Annotated in this window: 16 protein-coding genes; 13 read left to right on the forward strand and 3 right to left on the reverse strand. The window is 72.1% G+C overall.

The window, feature by feature from the left end; genetic code table 11:
• Positions 1-91: 91 nt before the first annotated feature.
• The 9 genes from ACQPZQ_RS39870 (at position 92) to ACQPZQ_RS39910 (ending at position 11002) form a co-directional block, all read left to right on the forward strand.
• Entirely contained in the window at positions 92-328 is a 237-nt protein-coding gene (locus tag ACQPZQ_RS39870) for a hypothetical protein (protein ID WP_241039737.1), read from the forward strand.
• A 280-nt stretch (positions 329-608) separates the two neighbouring features.
• Positions 609-1568: a deoxyribose-phosphate aldolase gene (gene deoC, locus ACQPZQ_RS39875; RefSeq protein ID WP_433299605.1), complete on the forward strand. Its 960-nt coding sequence runs from the start codon at positions 609-611 to the stop codon at positions 1566-1568.
• Entirely contained in the window at positions 1565-2998 is a 1434-nt protein-coding gene (locus ACQPZQ_RS39880) for an aldehyde dehydrogenase family protein (protein ID WP_433289682.1), read from the forward strand. Before deoC ends, ACQPZQ_RS39880 begins: the two co-directional genes overlap by 4 nt.
• An 85-nt stretch (positions 2999-3083) precedes the next feature.
• On the forward strand, positions 3084-3698 hold the full coding sequence (locus ACQPZQ_RS39885; RefSeq protein WP_433289683.1) for an NADPH-dependent FMN reductase: 615 nt from the start codon (positions 3084-3086) through the stop codon (positions 3696-3698).
• Positions 3699-3766: 68 nt separating this feature from the next.
• Positions 3767-5140 carry an MFS transporter gene (locus ACQPZQ_RS39890; protein ID WP_433289684.1) on the forward strand — a complete coding sequence of 458 codons (1374 nt, stop codon included), beginning with the start codon at positions 3767-3769 and terminating at the stop codon, positions 5138-5140.
• Positions 5137-7893, forward strand: a complete 2757-nt coding sequence (locus tag ACQPZQ_RS39895) for an AAA family ATPase (protein WP_433289685.1) — start codon at positions 5137-5139, stop codon at positions 7891-7893. The genes ACQPZQ_RS39890 and ACQPZQ_RS39895 overlap by 4 nt, the downstream gene beginning before the upstream one ends.
• Positions 7894-7996: 103 nt before the next feature.
• Positions 7997-8686 (forward strand): phosphatase PAP2 family protein, encoded by a 690-nt coding sequence (locus ACQPZQ_RS39900; protein ID WP_433299607.1) that lies wholly within the window; start codon positions 7997-7999, stop codon positions 8684-8686.
• Positions 8649-10277, forward strand: a complete 1629-nt coding sequence (locus ACQPZQ_RS39905; protein WP_433289686.1) for a sensor histidine kinase — start codon at positions 8649-8651, stop codon at positions 10275-10277. Before ACQPZQ_RS39900 ends, ACQPZQ_RS39905 begins: the two co-directional genes overlap by 38 nt.
• A complete protein-coding gene (locus ACQPZQ_RS39910) occupies positions 10274-11002 on the forward strand; it encodes a response regulator (RefSeq protein WP_433289687.1) in 729 nt (242 codons plus the stop codon). Before ACQPZQ_RS39905 ends, ACQPZQ_RS39910 begins: the two co-directional genes overlap by 4 nt.
• On the opposite strand, the gene ACQPZQ_RS39915 is transcribed toward ACQPZQ_RS39910, so the two are convergent.
• The gene (locus ACQPZQ_RS39915) at positions 10999-11559 is read right to left on the reverse strand and encodes a PIN domain-containing protein (RefSeq protein ID WP_433289688.1); all 561 of its coding nucleotides are present in this window, start codon (positions 11557-11559) and stop codon (positions 10999-11001) included. The two genes, ACQPZQ_RS39910 and ACQPZQ_RS39915, sit on opposite strands and share 4 nt — an antisense overlap.
• A 12-nt stretch (positions 11560-11571) precedes the next feature.
• Positions 11572-12033: a helix-turn-helix domain-containing protein gene (locus tag ACQPZQ_RS39920; protein ID WP_433289689.1), complete on the reverse strand. Its 462-nt coding sequence runs from the start codon at positions 12031-12033 to the stop codon at positions 11572-11574.
• Between the two features lie 166 nt (positions 12034-12199).
• Here ACQPZQ_RS39920 and ACQPZQ_RS39925 point away from each other — a divergent pair, with 166 nt between their 5' ends.
• Both ACQPZQ_RS39925 and ACQPZQ_RS39930 read left to right on the forward strand, forming a co-directional pair.
• Positions 12200-13084: an aldehyde dehydrogenase family protein gene (locus ACQPZQ_RS39925; RefSeq protein WP_433289690.1), complete on the forward strand. Its 885-nt coding sequence runs from the start codon at positions 12200-12202 to the stop codon at positions 13082-13084.
• Positions 13085-13109: 25 nt separating this feature from the next.
• The gene (locus ACQPZQ_RS39930) at positions 13110-14330 is read left to right on the forward strand and encodes a primosomal protein (RefSeq protein WP_433289691.1); all 1221 of its coding nucleotides are present in this window, start codon (positions 13110-13112) and stop codon (positions 14328-14330) included.
• A gap of 10 nt (positions 14331-14340) precedes the next feature.
• On the opposite strand, the gene ACQPZQ_RS39935 is transcribed toward ACQPZQ_RS39930, so the two are convergent.
• On the reverse strand, positions 14341-15432 hold the full coding sequence (locus ACQPZQ_RS39935) for an adenosine deaminase (protein WP_433289692.1): 1092 nt from the start codon (positions 15430-15432) through the stop codon (positions 14341-14343).
• A gap of 152 nt (positions 15433-15584) precedes the next feature.
• Between ACQPZQ_RS39935 and ACQPZQ_RS39940 the strand changes: the two genes are divergently transcribed.
• Together ACQPZQ_RS39940 and ACQPZQ_RS39945 are read left to right on the forward strand one after the other, a co-directional pair.
• The gene (locus ACQPZQ_RS39940; protein WP_433289693.1) at positions 15585-16343 is read left to right on the forward strand and encodes an SDR family NAD(P)-dependent oxidoreductase; all 759 of its coding nucleotides are present in this window, start codon (positions 15585-15587) and stop codon (positions 16341-16343) included.
• A gap of 168 nt (positions 16344-16511) precedes the next feature.
• Positions 16512-17576 carry a PA containing protein gene (locus ACQPZQ_RS39945; protein ID WP_433289694.1) on the forward strand — a complete coding sequence of 355 codons (1065 nt, stop codon included), beginning with the start codon at positions 16512-16514 and terminating at the stop codon, positions 17574-17576.
• Positions 17577-17611: the final 35 nt, after the last annotated feature.

A 17611-nucleotide genomic window follows, 5' to 3' on the forward strand; every position in this document is an offset into this window, starting at 1 on the left:
GATTCACCCTGACCCGAATGGGTGGTCTGGCACAAACAGTGTCACGCCGAGGGCCTCCCCGACGCTGTACTAATGACTAGGAGGTGATCCGGTGGCGGAGAACTCGACATCCGACGAAGCGACGCTGGTCGCTGCAGCGGAGAAGCTTACTCAGTGCGACGGCTATGTCGTCCTCGCTGTTGATCCCCAGACCGGGGAGGTTGATGCACATGGACCGTTCGACGGGCTGACGGCAACCGTCAAGGCCGATCAGCTGCGCCGCGATTTCGACCGCGGTGGACTGGAGGACGTCACTGTCGGCGTCGTCCGCCTGCACAGCTCAACCTGAGCTCCACCAACGCGGCTCGCGACGCGCTCCCTTCGTATTCGTCGCCGCCCGCTGCGCCTGGACGCGCAGCGGGCGGTGCGCTCCCTGAAGTCGGCCGCTCGGTACTAGTTCCTGTTCTCCATTCCGGCCCCGATTCCGCGGGCCGGAATTGCGATCGATCAGGCCCTTGGCGACCACTGCGCAAACCCTCGACGGCACTCGCCCGGCCCCTACACTCAGCGCCGTGACAACGACCGTGCCCGCCCCGCGCCCCGACGCGGCCGGCGCCGGCAAGGCCCGCATCGACGGCCACGACGGCCATGCCGCGCCCGGGTTCGGCGACGTCGTCAGGGACGAGGCGGCGTTGCGCCGTTTCCTCCACGGGCTGCCGGGTGTCGATCAGGTCGGGCTCGAACGCCGGTCGGCCATGCTCGCCACCCGCAGCATCAAGCGTGAGTCCAAGCTCCAGGCCCTCGACATGGCCGTCTCGATGATCGACCTCACCACGCTGGAGGGCGCCGACACCCCGGGCAAGGTGCGCTCGCTGTGCGCGCAAGCCCGCCGGCCCGATCCCGACCATCCACAGGTGCCACCCGTCGCCGCCGTCTGCGTGTACCCCGACCTGGCAGGCGTCGCCGTCGAGGCGCTGCGCGGATCGGGTGTGGCGGTCGCCGCCGTCGCCACCGCGTTCCCATCAGGACGGTCGTCGCGGGCGGTCAAGCTCGCCGACACCGCGCTCGCGGTCGAGGCCGGAGCGTCCGAGATCGACATGGTGATCGACCGCGGAGCGTTCCTCACCGGCCGCTACGGCGCCGTTTACGACGAGATCGTCGCCGTGAAGCAGGCCTGCGGCAGCGCCCACCTCAAGGTGATCCTCGAGACCGGCGAGCTCGCCGGCTACGACGACGTGCGCCGCGCCTCCTGGCTCGCCCTGCTCGCGGGCGCGGACGTCATCAAGACGTCCACGGGCAAGATCTCCCCGGCAGCCACACTGCCCGTCGTACAGGTGATGCTGCAGGCCGTCCGCGACTGGGAACGCGCCACGGGCCGCCTGCGCGGGGTCAAGGCTGCCGGCGGTATCCGCACCGCGAAGGACGCCATCCGCCATCTGGTGGCCGTCAACGAGATCGCAGGGCCCGCGTGGCTCACGCCGCAGCTGTTCCGGTTCGGGGCATCCTCGCTGCTCGGGGACCTGCTGCGGCAGCGTCGCACCCAGCTCGATGGCCACTACGAGAGTGCCGACCGGATCGGGAGCGCGTGATGGAGTGGACCTACGCCCCGGCCCCGGAGTCGGCGTCGCTCGCGAACCTCAGACCGACCTACCGGCCGTTCATCGGCGGGGAGTTCGTCGACGGCGGCGGTCAGCCGCTGAAGACGATCAACCCGGCCACGGAGGAGGTGCTCGCCGAGGTCGGCACGGCGGCAGCCGAGGACGTCGACCGTGCTGTCGCCACGGCCCGTCGCGCGTACGAGCAGGTGTGGGGCCCGATGCCCGGCGCGGAGCGGGCCAAGTACCTGTTCCGGATCGCGCGGGTGGTGGCCGAGCGCGCCCGCGAGCTCGCCGTGCTGGAGACGCTGGACAACGGCAAGCCGGTCCGCGAGTCGCGCGATGTCGACGTGCCCACCGCGTCGGCGCACCTGTTCCACCACGCCGGTTGGGCCGACAAGCTCGGCTACGCGGGTATGGGTCCCGACGCGCGGCCGCTCGGCGTGGTGGGTGCCGTGATCCCGTGGAACTTCCCGCTGCTCATGGCGGCCTGGAAGGTCGCTCCCGCGCTGGCGTGCGGCAACACGATCGTCCTGAAGCCCGCCGAGACCACCCCGCTCACGGCGCTCGTCCTCGCGGAGATCGCCGCCGACGCCGGGCTGCCCGCAGGCGTGCTGAACGTGCTGCCGGGCGCCGGTGACGTGGGCGAGGCCCTGGTGGGGCACGGCGGGCTGGATAAGGTGGCGTTCACCGGCTCCACCGAGGTCGGCAAGGAGATCCAGCGCCGCCTCGCCGGCACGGGCAGGCGGCTCACGTTGGAGCTCGGCGGCAAGGCCGCCAACATCGTCTACGACGACGCGCCGCTCGACCAGGCCGTCGACGGCGTCGTCGACGGCATCTTCTTCAACCAGGGACACGTCTGCTGCGCGGGCTCGCGGCTGCTGGTGCAGGAGTCGATCGCGGAGGAGTTCGAGACGCTCCTGCGCGCCCGGATCGAGACGCTGCGAGTGGGCGACCCACTCGACAAGAACACCGATGTCGGCGCCATCAACTCGCGCGCCCAGCTGGAGCGGATCGTCGACCTCGCGGCCGCGGGCGACGCCGAGGGTGCACAGCGCTGGACGAGCTCGTGCCCGCTCCCCGAGCGCGGCCTGTTCTTCCCGCCCACCGTCTTCTCCGGGGTGGAGCAGACCATGCGCGTGGCACGGGAGGAGATCTTCGGGCCGGTCCTCTCGGTGCTCACGTTCCGCACGCCGGACGAGGCCGTCGCGAAGGCGAACAACACGCGCTACGGCCTGTCCGCCGGCATCTGGACGAGCAACGGCGCGAAGGCACTGTGGACGGCACAGCGGGTGCGCGCGGGCGTCGTCTGGGCCAACACCTTCAACCGCTTCGACCCCACCGCCCCCTTCGGCGGCTACCGCGAGTCCGGCTTCGGCCGCGAAGGTGGCCGGATCGGCCTGGAGGCCTACCTCCAGGCCTGAGCCCGAACCCGACGGGTCGTCGAGGCGCTCGCACCGGTCACGTGACGGATTCGGTGCCCCTTTCCCCGCTCATAGCGTCCGCCGTATGGACCGTGACGAGGGGAAGGAACCCACCGTGACCGACGCGCGCATCCGGCTGGTGGTCATCATCGGCAGCACCCGCGGAGGCCGGTTCGGGCCGACCGTGGCCGACTGGTTCGTCGGGGAGGCGCGCCAGCACGCCGACCTCGACGTGGACGTGCTCGACCTGGCGGACGCCGCACTGCCCGACCGGTTGGAGGCCTTCGGGGCGCCGACGCCGCCCGAGGTCGCCGCCGTGTCGTCACGGCTCGCTGCCGCCGACGCGTTCGTGGTGGTCACGCCCGAGTACAACCACAGCTATCCGGCTCCACTGAAGACACTCATCGACTGGTATGGGCGGGAGTGGCAGGCCAAGCCGGTGGCGTTCGTGTCGTACGGCGGGATGTCGGGCGGTTTGCGGGCCGTGGAGCACCTCCGTCCGGTGTTCGCGGAGGTGCACGCCACCACGGTGCGCGACACCGTCAGCTTCCACGGTGCGTGGGCCCGGTTCGGCGACGGCGGGCGGCCGCTCGAGGAGGCCGAGTGCTCGGCGGCCGCGAAGACGATGCTCGACCAGCTCACGTGGTGGGCGCTGGCCCTGCGCGAGGCCCGCGCCGCCAGGCCCTACGTGACCGGGTGAGATCCCTTGACTTCGAGTCAGCTTCAACTCTTACCGTCGGGATCCCGATCACCGCAGGAGGGACGCCCATGACCACGAGAGCGGTACTCCCACCGCAACGCACGAGCTGGGCTCCGGTGGCGGCGCTCGGTCTCGCGATGCTGATGGTCACCTCCGAGATGACGATCCCCGCGGTGACCCTCCCCGGCATGGGTGCCGAACTGGGCGTGTCGGCCGCGGCGACGGCGTGGGTGCTGCTGGCCTACGCCCTGCCGTCGGCAGCCGTGTCCGTTCCCGCCGGCCGCTGGGCCGACGGTGCGGACGTCCGCGCGGTCTTCGCGCTGGCCATGATCGGGCTCGGGCTGGCGAGCGTGCTGGTGGCGCTCGCGCCGACGTTCGGGCTGGTCGTCGTCGGGCGCCTGGTGCAGGGGATCGCGGGTGCGCTCGTGGTGGCCGCCTACATGCCGATCATCAGCGGCAGCGTCCGCGCGGAGCAGCGCGGCCAGGCGATCGGGTTCGTGATCACGATCATGACGATCGGGGCCACGGTCGGCATGCCTCTCGGCGGGCTGGTGGCCGAGGTGTTCACCTGGCGCGAGGTCTTCCTGATGAAGATCCCGCTGGTCCTCGTCGTGCTGTGGATCGGCCTGCGCAGCATCCCGCGCACCCCGGCCCGCGGCCTGCCCCGCCCGGGCGTGGCACTCGTTCGCGAGGCGCTGCTGCTCGGGGGCGCGGTGGCGGCCTTGCTGCTGGCGCTCGACCAGGTGGACGGGCAGCCGCTCGTCGCCGCTGCCCTCGGGGTGGCGGCGGTCGCGCTCGGAGTGTGGTGGACACGGCTGACGGCGTCGCGGCCGGTGATCGCGCTCGTGCGCGGGCGCTTGTTCGCCGGCACGCTTCTCGCGCTGTTCACGACCACCTTCACCGGCGGGCTGATCGCGTTCCTGCTCCCGTACTTCGTGGCCGACGTGCTGGGCGACGGTCCCGACGTCACCGGTGTGGCGCTGCTGTTCGTGGTCGGCGCGATGGCGCCGGTCTCCCCTCTCGCGGGCCTGCTGTCCGATCGCTACGGGACGAGGGCCGTGGCGATCGTCGGGAGCGCGGTGACCGTGCTCGCGATGCTCTCCATGCTCACCCTGGACGCCGGCTCCGGGCTGGCCGACCTGGCCTGGCGGCTGGTCCTGCTGGGTGTGGGATCCGGGCTGTTCAACCCGGCGATCAACACCGCGCTGCTCGTCGGTACCCCCGCCGGGTCGGAAGGGGTGGCCGGTGGCGTCGGGATGACGGTGCGGACGATCGCGATGACGGTGGCCCCCGCGGTGACTGCGCTGGCCTGGACCATGGCCGGGGGCGGCGCACCGGGCTTCCGCACCGGGGTCGTGGTGGTGACCGCGGCGGTGGGCCTCGGCCTCCTGGTGCTGCTGGTCCCGGCGGCCGCCAGGCCCGCGCCGGAGGGAGCCCGATGAACACGGCCGGGGCGCCGGTCCGCCCCGCTCTCCCCGGCCGCGCCGCCGAGACCGCGAACGTGCAGCGCCTGCTCGACACCGCCCGTGCGGGCCGCAGTGGTGCGCTGGTCGTCCGTGGGGAGGCGGGGATCGGGAAGTCGACCCTGCTCTGGCACGCCGCCACGGCCGCGCCGGACATGCTGGTGCTGACCAGGACCGGCGTCGAGACCGAGACGGAACTGCCGTTCGCCGCCCTGCACCTGCTGGTGAAGGACAACATGGCGGGCGTCGACGAGCTGCCCGATGCGCAGGCACGCGCGTTGCGCGCCGCACTCGGGCTGGCGAGCGCGGAACGTGCCCCCGACCGGTTCCTGGTCGGACTCGCCGTGCTGACGCTGCTCGGCGAGCTGGCGGCGCAGCGGCCGGTGCTGTGCCTGCTCGACGACGCGCACTGGTTCGACCGTGCCTCGGCCGAGGTGCTGCTGTTCGTCGCGCGCCGGCTCGACGCGGAGGCCGTCGTGATGCTCTTCGCGGCGCGCACCGGGCACGCCCCCGCGTTTCCGGCCCCTGGGCTGGCGGAGCTCGTTCTCCCCCGGCTGGACGAGTCGACCGCGCGTCACGTCCTGGCCTCCGGGGCGGGTGACCTCCCTCGCCACATCCGGGAACAGCTGCTGCGCGAGGCGGCAGGCAACCCGCTCGCCCTGCAGGAGCTGCCTGCGGCGCACCGCGCGGGGCGGGCGCCGGTGTACCCGCTCGGTCCGCCGGAGGCCGGGCGCGGTGGGTCGGCACCGACACACAGCCCGGTGGAGCGCGAGTTCGCCGCCCGGATCGAGGCGTTGCCGGAGCGGGTCCGCACCGTGGTGCTCGTGGCGGCGGCGGACAACACCTGCGACACGGGCGTGGTGCTCGCGGCCGCGCAACGGCTCGGCTGTTCCGTGGCCGACCTGGAGGCGGCGGAGCGCGCGAGGCTGCTCATGTTCTCCGAGGGGTGCCTCGGCTTTCAGCATCCGCTGATCCGCACGGCCGCCTACGGCAGCGCCACCGTCGTGCGCAAACAGGAGGCCCACCGAGCGCTCGCCGACGTCCTCGACGGGCGGCCCGACGTCGACCGGCGCAACTGGCACCGCGCCGCCGCCAGCATCGGCCCTGACGAGGACGTCGCCGTCGCGCTCGAGGAGAGCGCACGCGCAGCCACGAACCGGGGCAGCAACGAGGCAGCGGCCGCCGCGTACGAACGGGCGGGCTCGCTCAGCCCCGACCCCGCACGGCGTACACGCCGGCTCACCGCCGCGGCCGAGGCAGCGGCGGACGCCGGGCACCGTGGATGGGCGTCCTCCCTGGCGGTCGACGCCGCACGGCCCGTGGCCGATCAGGTGCAGCATGCGCGGCTCGCACTCATCCACGCCCGCCTCGCCGACGAGGTCAACCGGCCGGAGGAGACGCACCGGCTGCTGATGGAGGCGGCGATGCCGATCGCAGCCGTCGCCCCCGAGTTGGCAGGCGAGATGTTCATGTGGGCGGTGGAGGCCGGGTGGTCGGCGCGTGAGCGCGGCATGATCGAGCGGGTGGTGGTCGCTGCCGAGGGGCTCGGCGACGCGCGGTACGTCCGGGCGCTGTCTGCGGTGGCACTCGCCCAACTCCCCGGCGCAGGCGACGCCGCGCTGCCGAGAGCGATCGCGGGCCTGCGCGAGATGGCGATCTGCCACGGCTCGGGATCACCGCGCGTCGGTGCCACCCTCGCCTCCTGGCACCTCGCCCTCGGCGACCACATCACGGCCCACGCGCTCGCCGCCTGCGCCGAGCGCGACTCCCGCACCCATGGGGCGCACGGTGTGCTGCCGAGGGTGCTGGCCGTACTGGCCGCCGGACGGTGGCACCTGGGCAGGCGCCACGACGCCGCGGTCGCTGCGGCCGAGGGGCTGCAGCTCGCCCGGGACACGGGACACGGGCAGGCACTCGGCGAACTCGCGGCGGTGGTGGCACATCTGGCGGCCGTCGAGGGCGACGAGGTGCGCCTGGCTGCCGTCCTCGCCGAATTCGACGGACGCCGGATGCCGCTGGACTTCCCCGAGGCCGCCGCGGCGGCGCGCAGCCTCCTGGACCTGGGACTCGGCCGCGTCGAGAGCGCCGCCGACCGGCTGGCCGAGCTCATGACGCACCCGAGCCGCTCTCAATCCCTGCCCGACCTGGTGGAGGCGGCGACACGCGCGGGTCGCACGGAGCTCGCCCGCGACGCGGCCGCGCGCTTCGAGCGCTGGGCGGGCCACGTCGGGCAGGCCTGGGCACGGGCGGTCGCGCTGCGCTGCCGGGCGCTCGTCGACGGCGGTGACCGGGCAGAACGACTCTTCGCCGAGGCCGTGGCGCACCACCGGCTCGACGGGACACGCCCCTTCGAGCGCGCCCGCACCGAACTGCTCCAGGGGGAGTCGCTGCGCCGGGAACGGCGCCGGACACAGGCCCGGTCGCCGCTGCGATCGGCGCTGGAGACGTTCGAGGAGCTCGGCGCCCGTCCCTGGGCCGAGCGCGCGCGGGCCGAGCTGCGGGCCACCGGCGAGAGCCGGACCGACGCGCAGCCCGGCCCCGACCTGCTCGCCGAGCTCACCCCTCAGGAACTGCAGGTCGTCCGGCTCGCCGCGGTCGGGCTCAGCAACCGGGACATCGGCGCCCAGCTCTTCCTCAGCCCGCGCACCGTGGGCTACCACCTGTACAAGGCGTTCCCGAAGCTCGGCGTCACCTCCCGCGGGCAGCTCGTCCGTCTCGACCTGCCCGCCTGACCCTGTCGATCGTCAGGTGCGCGACCCTGACGAAGGACAGGGGCAGCACAGCGCTTTCGACGAAGGCGATCGCCCGGCGCCGATGAATAGCGTTCTCTTCGTGATGAATGCGCTCGTGGAGCCGATTCCGGATGGCACCGGAATTCCGGATGTGCCCGATGTAAGCGCGGATTGGTATCGGTGGATCGTCGAATCGGCAGCGGAGAGCCCGGACGCCGTTCGCGTACTGGTCGATATCGCCACCGATGCGGTTGCCGTCCTGCTCGCCGCGATGTTCGTGGCGGCATGGTGGCGCGTGCGGACCGGCCCGCCGCTGCTGGTGGCGCGGGCTCTGCTGGTCCCGGTGGCAACAGTGGCGGCGTACCTGCTCAGCGAGACGGCGAAGGAGCTGTGGCAGGAGGAGCGTCCGTGCCGAACGCTCGGCGAGCTGGCCACGATTGCGGTGTGCCCCGAGTACGGCGACTGGTCCTTTCCCAGCAATCACGCAACAGTCGCAGGAGCGGCGGCCGTAGCTCTTGCCTGGACGGGTGCGCGCCTCGGATTCTTCGCCGTCGGGGTGGCATTGTTCGCCGCTGCCTCACGTGTTGTCGTGGGCGTGCACTATCCGCACGATGTGATCGCCGGCCTGGTCCTGGGCGCGATGGTGGCCCTCGTCCTTCCGGTGCCGGCACGTCTGCTGGCGCCGGTGGTTGCCGAGGCACGGACGCGACCCCGTGCGGCATGGCTGGTCGGTCGTCCGGCAACGGAGCCGGGCGATGCGCCGACGGTTCGTCTTCACCGCCCGCGAGCCTGAGACGGCATCCGCGAAACTGATGGGCGTGCGCGCACTCGCCCTCTGGACGATCACGGCAGTGCCGGTGCTCGCGGCCACGGTCGGACCGTGGACCGGCCGGCTCTCGATCGGAGAGTCCCTCGCCGGGCTGGCCGTTCTCGGAGTCGCCGCGGCCGTCGTGGAGCGTCGTCCGGTCGTGGCACTCGTGCTGGTGGTGGCGGCGTGGCAGATCACGTTCCTGTCGCGGGCCCCGCTGGACAGCACGCTCGGAGTGCTCGCGTTCGCGGGAGGCCTGCTCGCGGTCAGCTTCGTGGCAGGCCGGAACGCATCCACGGGCACGGCGGGTGCGGTGGTCCTGCTGGCGGGCACCGCCACCGGTGCGGTGGCTGCGGCGGCCCTCGGCGGCGGGGGCGACACCGCTCTCGGCACGGTCGCTGCGGTGGCGGTGCTCGCCGTCGTGCCCTGGACGATCGGTCGGTACCGCCGCCAGTACACCCGGATGGTCCGCGCCGGCTGGGAGCACGCGGAACGCGTGGAACGCGAGCTCGAGCTGGCCGAGGACAGGGCCAGGACCCGCGAACGGGCCCGGCTGGCCGGTGAGATGCACGACCTGATCGGCCACGAACTTGCGCACGCCGCGCTGCGCATCGGTGCCCTCGAGGTGGACGCCGGGCTCGACCAGCGGCATCGATCGGCGGCCGGGGGTGCCCGCGCGGCCGTGACCACGGCAGCCGAACGGCTGGCCGACGCGGTACGCGTGCTGCGCGCGGACCAGAGCGGGATCGACAGTTCCGCCGAGTCGATGGCCGAGCTCGTGGCCCGGACCCGGGCATCCGGGCTCGACGTCGAGCTCGTCGCGGACCCCCCTCGCGACCACGACCCCCTCATCGCACGGACGATCCACCGCGTGGTCGCCGAAGCCCTCACCAACGCCATCAAGCACGCCCCCGGCGCCCCGGTGACCGTCCGGATCGAGGAGACCGACGAGGGCAGCGTCGTGCGGGTGGCCAACGCGGCGGCGGCCGAGCCGCCCGAACCCGGGGTCATCGGCGGGCACGGCCTGCTCGGGCTCGCCGAACGGGTGCGGCTCGTCGGAGGCCGGTTCGATGCCGGCCGCAGCACCGACGGCGGATACGAGGTCACGGCGCACGTCCCGCATCGGCCCTCGGCACCCGCGGGACCGGCCACGACCACGCACCTGCACCGTAGGCAGGCCGAGTTGCAGGTGCGGCGCAGCGGACGCCGGACGGTCCTGGTCACCGCCGCGGTGTCGGCCGGGGTCGTCGCCTGCGTAGTGGCCTACATGGTCGTCGACGCGGTCACCTCGGTGCTCGACCCCGCCGACTATGCGCGGCTCACGGTCGGGCAGGACCAGTCCTCCGTCACGCCGCTGCTGCCCGCCGAGACGCGGGTCGACCTGCCCGACGGCGTGCCGCCGCCACCAGCCGGCTCGGCCTGTAGCCACTACAGCACCCACCCCAACCCGTTCGACGAACGCGGGAGCGACTTGTACCGGCTCTGCTTCCGGGACGGGCACCTCGTGAGCAAGGACCTGCTCGTCCGGGGCGCGCGGCTCGTGAGCGGCGACGAGCTCGTCGGGGGCGAACGGTGACCGGCCAGGACCGTGGCGCGATCCGCGTCGTGCTCGCCGACGACGAGGCCGTCGTGCGCGTCGGGGTGCGGGCCGTGCTCGCCGCCGCGCCGGAGGTCGAGGTCGTCGCCGAGGCACAGGACGGGCGCGAGGCGGTCGACCTGGTGCTGGCGCACCGTCCGGACCTCGCCGTGCTGGACATCCGGATGCCCCGGCTCAACGGGCTCGAGGCCGCGGCGGAGATCCGCAGGCTGTCCGTCGGCACCGCGGTGCTGGTGCTGACCACCTTCGCCGAGGACGCCTACATCTCCCGGGCGCTCGGGGAGGGCGCGGGAGGCTTCGTGCTCAAGACGGGCGACCCCACCGAGATCATCGCGGGCGTGCGCGCCGTCGCCTCCGGCGCGGCCTACCTCTCGCCCTCCGTCGCCCGGCGGGTGATCGACCACCTCGCGGCCACCGGGTCACGCCTCGGCGCCGCCCAGCAACTCGACGGGCTGACCAACCGCGAACGAGAGGTGCTCGGGCTCCTCGGCTCCGGGATGTCCAACGGCGAGATCGCCGAACACATTCACGTGGTCGAAGGCACCGTCAAGGTCTACGTGAGCGGGATCTTCCGGCAGCTGGGGGTCCGCAACCGGGTCGAGGCAGCCATCCTGGCCCACGAGGCAGGCCTCATCCCGCGCGGTGCCCGGCCAGCCGCTCCGAAAGCCGCTGGATCTGATCACCAGGCCCACCGACTCAGCTAGAGCAGGTGTCGCCGTACCTCGTCAGCGAACCGTGGCGCGCCCGCCTTCTCCAGCGGACGAAGCAACTCGAGTACCTCCAACGGCCCGTTGACGTTGGCGTACCGGTTGACCTGCTTGTGCAGACAATCCAGTACAACAGCCGGGTAGAGGTCGAGTTGGTCCAGCAGGAAGTCGTCCGGAGTAACCGCGCTGATGTCGAACGGCTTGAGCGCCGACTCCGGAAAATCCTTGACGTTGGCGGTGACCAGCACTTCCACGTTGCCGCGCACCGCAGCGGCAAGGACGTGGCGGTCCTTCTCATCGTTGGTCATGCCGTCGACGAGGTGCTCGTACCCATCAACCTCGGCATCGGGAAACGCCCGGCGCATGCGGTCGAGGCGGTGCTCGATCTGCTGGGGCGTCATCTCGGTCTCACGGTCGAGCGCCCGGCCCAACTCGGCGAGCACGTCTCTCGACCACAGAGGGCGGAACGTCCCCGCAGCGGCTTGCGTGAGCAGAGTGTCGTTCAGGTACTGCGGGAAGAGCACGCACGTGTCGAGGAAGGCCGGGAACGCCACCGGGTTGTTGTCCTATCGGGTCGGTCGCGGTGTCGTGGTGTCGCGGTACAGGTTGTGCTCTCCGGCCTCGTTGACCAGTGCGTCGAGCTGCCGGTTGCGCTCGTTGCGGGCGCGCTGCTGGTACTCCAGCAGATCGGTCAGTAGCAGCCGCCGGTGCCGTCCACGCTGCTCATAGGGAAGTTCGCCATCTGCCAACAGCTTGACCAGCGTCGGCCGCGAGATCCCGAGCATGTCGGCGGCTTCCTGGGTGGTAAGCATGGTGTGCCGCGGCATGACGGTGATCGCCAAGCCGTTCGCCATCGCCTCCAGCACCTCCCTCAACACTCGATACGCCTCCACGGGTAGATCCCATGGGACGCCGTCCGGTCCGACGAGGGCGGCCTGGCCCTGGTCGCGGAACGCCGCAACCATCTTGGTCAGCGGGCCGGTCTCCTCGGGTGGCAAGACGGTCCGGTCGTGAAGTTTCTGTGTCATGGCGCTTCCCCTTCCGCCGACACCCAGCCTACAGCTATTCGAAAAAATCGAAAGCCGGTTGCGGTAGACAGCAACCTCCGGACGCTCATTCGCGCCCAGGCGTCGGCGGCTCGTGGGTCCCTGTCGCCGGGTCCGGATTCGGCTGCCGACCCCTAGGCTCGGCAGCATGACCCAGTCCGCGCCCGTCGACGGTCGCGTCGGCGTCGCCAAGACCTACAAGCTGTACGTCGGCGGGGCGTTTCCGCGGTCGGAGTCCGGTCGCAGCTACCCCGTGCACGACGCCACGGGCACGCTCCTCGCGCACGCCGCGCTCGCCTCGCGCAAAGACGTCCGCGACGCCGTGAGCGCCGCCCGCTCCGCGTTCGGCGGCTGGTCGGGCGCCACCGCGTACAACCGCGGTCAGGTGCTCTACCGCGTCGCCGAGATGATGCAGGGCCGCCGTGACCGGTTCGCCGACCACGTCGTCGCGGCCGAGGGCGTGCCGCGTGAGCAAGCATCGACGCTGGTGGACGCCGCGATCGACCGCTGGGTCTGGTACGCCGGGTGGACCGACAAGATCGCGACCGTGCTCGGCTCGGTCAACCCGGTGGCAGGCCCGTTGCTGAACTGGTCCACCCCCGAGCCCACCGGCGTCGTCGGCGTGCTCGCACCGCAGTCGTCGGCCCTGCTCGGCCTCGTCGACGTGCTCGCCCCGGTGCTCGCCACCGGATGCACCGCCGTCGTCGTCGCGTCCGAGCGCAGGCCGTTGCCCGCGATCGAGCTCGCCGAGGTGCTCGCCACCTCCGACGTGCCGGGCGGCGTCGCCAACCTGCTCACGGGACGTGCCGCCGAGCTGGGACCGTGGCTCGCCGGCCACGCCGAGGTACAGGCGCTCGACCTTGCCGGTGCGCCGGAGGAGCTGAGCGCCGACCTGGAACGTGCCGCGGCCGAGACCGTCAAACGGGTGCTTCCCCGGCCCGCCACGGAGGCCGATCCGATGCGACCGGCCGGGATCGCGCGGCTGCGCGCCTTCACCGAGATCAAGACTGTCTGGCACCCGGTCGGGCGCTGACCTGCGAACGTCCTAGGCTTCCGTCGTGGCCAGCGACATCGTCCCGATCCAGCTCTCCCTCACGGAGGGAGACCTCGTCACGCTCTGGGCCCCGCGGTGGCGCGAGGACGGCGAGGAGTGGGAGGCGTTCCTCGGCGACGACGATGCGCTCTTCGCGTTCCCGGAGGTCGCCAAGCTCGCCGCGTTCGTGCGCACGGCCGGTGAGCACGACCTATTGGACCACCCGGCCTGGTCGGTGGTCCCGGACCTGACGGTCGCCGAGCTGACGCCGGAGGAGACACGGCGCTTCGACATCGTCGGCGTGCCGGAGCTGGCAGCCGAGGACCCCGACACGTGGACGGTCGCCGAGCTGGCCGAGATCACCGAGATGGTGCGCTCGATCGCCGACGTCTGCGAGCTGGACGTCGTCACCGAGGTGCTCGACTCCGCGCCCGCGTTCGGCCTGCTGCGCCAGGGCACCCTCCCGTTCGCAGGTCGCGAGGGCGCACGGCTGTGGTCGCAGATGGTCGAGACGATCGCCGACCGCTGGGACGACGTCATCGACACCCTCGACGACCTGGTGGCCACCCCGGAGGTCGACTCCGCGGCCCTGGCCGCGGCGGAGAAGGAGATCGTCGTCGCCGAGGACGCCGACGAGGCCGGCGCCACCACTCTCGACGAGGACGGCGAGCAGGCCGACGAGGACGAGCCCGCCGGCTTCTGGGAGGAGGTCGGCATCGACCCCGTCCGCATCACCACCCGCGACGGCGAGTTCGTCACCTTGCGCTGCTACCTCGACGACGCCGCGGTCTTCCTGGGCTCGAACGGCAAGATCGACGTCTTCACCTCGGAGCGTGCGCTCGCCCGGTGGGTCGGCGAGGACGGCGCCGACGGCCACGACCTCGTCGCCGCGTCGACGTGGTCGGAGGTGGTCGAGCGGGCCGCTGTGGGTGAGCTGGAGGTGGAGGTCGACGAGCTGAACGCCTACACCCTCACCGGCCTCGCCGACGACATCGCCGAGGGCACGCTCTCCGTCGACCCCTCGCAGCTGGAGCTGGCCGTCGAGCTGCTGCTGGACGTCGACGAGTGGGCGGGCAAGGACGACGCCCGCGAGGCGCTCGCCGAATCGCAGGCCCTCGGCTGGCTCGTCTCGTTCGTGATCAAACCCGACCCCACCCGGCTCGCACCCAGCCCGCCGTTCGACGCCGAGGCGGCCCGGTTCCGGGAGCTGGTCGAGAACCTCACGCGCCGGCTCACGGTGCACTGACCTGGGGCCGTCAGGCCAGCAGAGCCGCGTACCCGGGCTTGATCACCTCGTTGATCATGGCGAGCCGCTCGTCGAAGCCCAGGAACGACGACTTCATCGCGTTGACCGTGAACCACTGCAGGTCGGCCCAGCCGTACCCGAAGGTGTCGGCGAGGGCGGTCATCTCGCTGGTCATCGACACGTCGGACATGAGCCGGTTGTCGGTGTTGACCGTGACGCGGAAGCGCAGCTCGGTGAGCAGCCCGATCGGGTGGTCGGCGAGCGACTTGGCCGCGCCGGTGTGCACGTTGGACGTCGGGCACATCTCGAGCGGGATGCGCTTGTCCCGCACGTACGCGGCGAGCAGGCCCAGCCGTGGCGTGCCGTCGGCGCCGAGTGTGATGTCGTCGACGATCCGTACGCCGTGGCCGAGCCGGTCGGTGCCGCACCACTGCAGCGCCTCCCAGATCGAGGGCAGCCCGAAGGCCTCGCCGGCGTGGATCGTGAAGTGCGCGTTCTGCTGACGCAGGTACTCGAACGCGTCCAGGTGGCGGGTGGGCGGGAAACCGGCCTCGGCGCCGGCGATGTCGAAGCCCACCACGCCGAGGTTCCGGTAGCGCACCGACAGCTCCGCGATCTCGCGCGAGCGGGCGGCGTGGCGCATCGCGGTGAGCAGGCAGCCGACGCGGATCCGCCTGCCCCGCTCCGCCGCCCGGGCCGAGCCGACCCGGAAGCCTTCGAGCACGGCTTCCACCACGGCGTCGAGTTCGAGGCCCTGCTCCACGTGCAACTCCGGGGCGAACCGCACCTCGGCGTAGACCACGCCGTCGGTGGCCAGGTCCTCTGCGCACTCCGCGGCGACGCGTACCAGGGCATCAGCGCTCTGCATCACCCCGACGGTGTGGCCGAACGTCTCCAGGTACAGCTCCAGCGAGCCCGAGTGGGAGGCGGCGAGGAACCACTCGCCCAGCTCCTGCGCGTCGGTGCTCGGGAGGCCCTGATAGCCGGCCGCATCGGCGAGCTCGAGGACGGTGGCGGGCCGCAGCCCGCCGTCGAGATGGTCGTGGAGCAGCACCTTCGGTGCGTCCCGGACGGTGTCGACGTTCAGCGAGACGGGCACCACATCACGCTAGAACACCCCTGGCCGCCGTGGGTGAGGGCACCCGGGGGGCACCTCTCACGTCACCCGTCGGGGCAGGGATCCACCCCTGATCGCCGATCTCCACCCCTGATCCCCGACGGCCACCTGCCACCCCTGGCTGACATGCTGAGCCAATGATCTTCGAGGGTGACGTCGTGCTGGTCACGGGCGGTTCACGCGGAATCGGCCGGGCGGCGGCGCGTGAGTTCGCCGCGGCGGGCGCCACCGTCGTCGTCCAGTACCGGAAGGACCGCCAGGCGGCCGAGAAGGTGCTCTCCGAGCTCGGACCCGGTGCACACATCGCACTCCAGGCCGACGTTGCCGACCCCGGACAGGTGCAGAACCTCGTGCAGACGGTGGTCGAGCGCCTCGGGGGCATCGGCGTCCTCGTGAACAACGCCGGCGTCTACGAGCGTCACCCCGTCCCGACCACGGACTACGCGGAATGGCAGGAAGCGTGGCGGCGGACGATCGACACCAACCTGATCGGGCCGGCGAACCTCGTGCACCGCGTGGTGCCGCACATGATCGCGGCAGGCCGCGGCCGGATCGTGAACGTCACCTCGCGCGGGGCCTTCCGCGGGGAACCGGAGCACCCGGCGTACGGGGCGAGCAAGGCCGGGCTGAACAGCCTGAGCCAGTCGCTGGCTCAGGCGCTCGCACCGCACGGCATCTACGTCACGGCGGTCGCACCGGGGTTCGTCGAGACCGACATGGCGGCGCCCTACCTCGACGGAGCGGACGGTGCGGCGGTCCGGGCGCAGAGCCCGCTCCGAAGGGCGGCCACCCCGGAGGAGATCGCCCGCGTCATCGTCTTCCTGGCCTCGCCGGGCACCGAGTACGCCATCGGCGCGATCGTCGACGTGAACGGGGCGTCGTACCTCCGGTCCTGAAAGTGCTGCCATCCGGCGCAGACCGTGACGCACGAGAGTGACAAACTACTCTGAACGGGGTAAAGGCTCCCGAACGGGGAGTCGCGAAGGGGCCATCCACGCGCCTCGCTACCCTCAGTGCGCACGGCACTCCCCGTTGTCCGGCAAAGAGGAAGCTCCCCGCCCGCCATGAGCAATGACTCCACACTGTCGTTCGACCGCATGCGCGGCATGCTCATGCGCGCGGCAGAGATCCGCGACAGCGAGCAGCAGCAGATCTTCGACTCGCTCGACGAGATCCACGCCCGGCTCGCCGCGCTCGACGCGCTGGGCACGGTCCGCAAGCGGCTGACCGAGCTTCCCGACCGCACCGAGGTCAGCGTGCTGGCCGAGCGGCTGGACGAGACGGTGGCCAAGCTCGACGCCCAGGACACCGCCATCGCCGCCGTCATGCGGGCCGTCGAGGGGCTGCCCGACAAGATCGCCAAGCCGATCGCCCAGCTCGACGGGCGGCTCGACGGGATGGCCGGGCGGCTGGAGGGCGTGTCCGGCCGGATGGACGGGCTCGACGACCGGCTCCTCGGCCTCCACAAGCGTCTCGACGACCTCGACAACCGCCTCGACCGGCACGAGATGCGGCTCGACGCGATGCCGTCCTCGGTGGGCACGCCGATCAAGGAGCGGATCGACGGGATCGAGCGCGCGGTCCGCGAGCAGCTCGAGACGGCCGTCCGTTCCATGGACGAGTCCGACGAGGGCATGCGCAACCTGCTCGGCGACACCAGCATCGGGCTGCACCGGCGGCTCGAGGACCTGGCATCCCGCCCCGCGGTCGACCCGACGGAACCGCTCGACGGCCTGGCGCAGCGGCTGGAGTCGCTGTCCACCCGGCTGGAGGCCGTCAGCGAGCGCCTCAACGCGCTCGAGGAGGGTGTGTCCGGGCGCCTCGGCTCGCTCAGCGGCGAGATCGACCTGAAGCTCGAGAAGCTCGACGCGGCGCTGGTGCAGCGGCCCGACTCCACCTCGCTGCGCACGCTCGTGGAGCAGGCCAACGAGGAGTCCGAGCGGCGTAACGCCGGTCAGCTCGACGAGGCCATGGCCACGTTCGCGGAGCTGATCCTCGGACGGGGTCCCGCCGGCCAGTCCCCGCCGCCGCCCCCGCGCCCGGCTCAGCGCCGGGCTCGCAAGATCACGGTGAAGTCCCCCAACGGGGCGGCGATCGGCGACACCGTTGCCGACGACCCGGACGACTGAGACACCCGAACCCGGCAACGGCCCGGACGCCTCGT

Origin of the sequence: Pseudonocardia sp. CA-142604, from assembly GCF_050948475.1 — a bacterium.
Taxonomy (GTDB): domain Bacteria; phylum Actinomycetota; class Actinomycetes; order Mycobacteriales; family Pseudonocardiaceae; genus Pseudonocardia; species Pseudonocardia alaniniphila.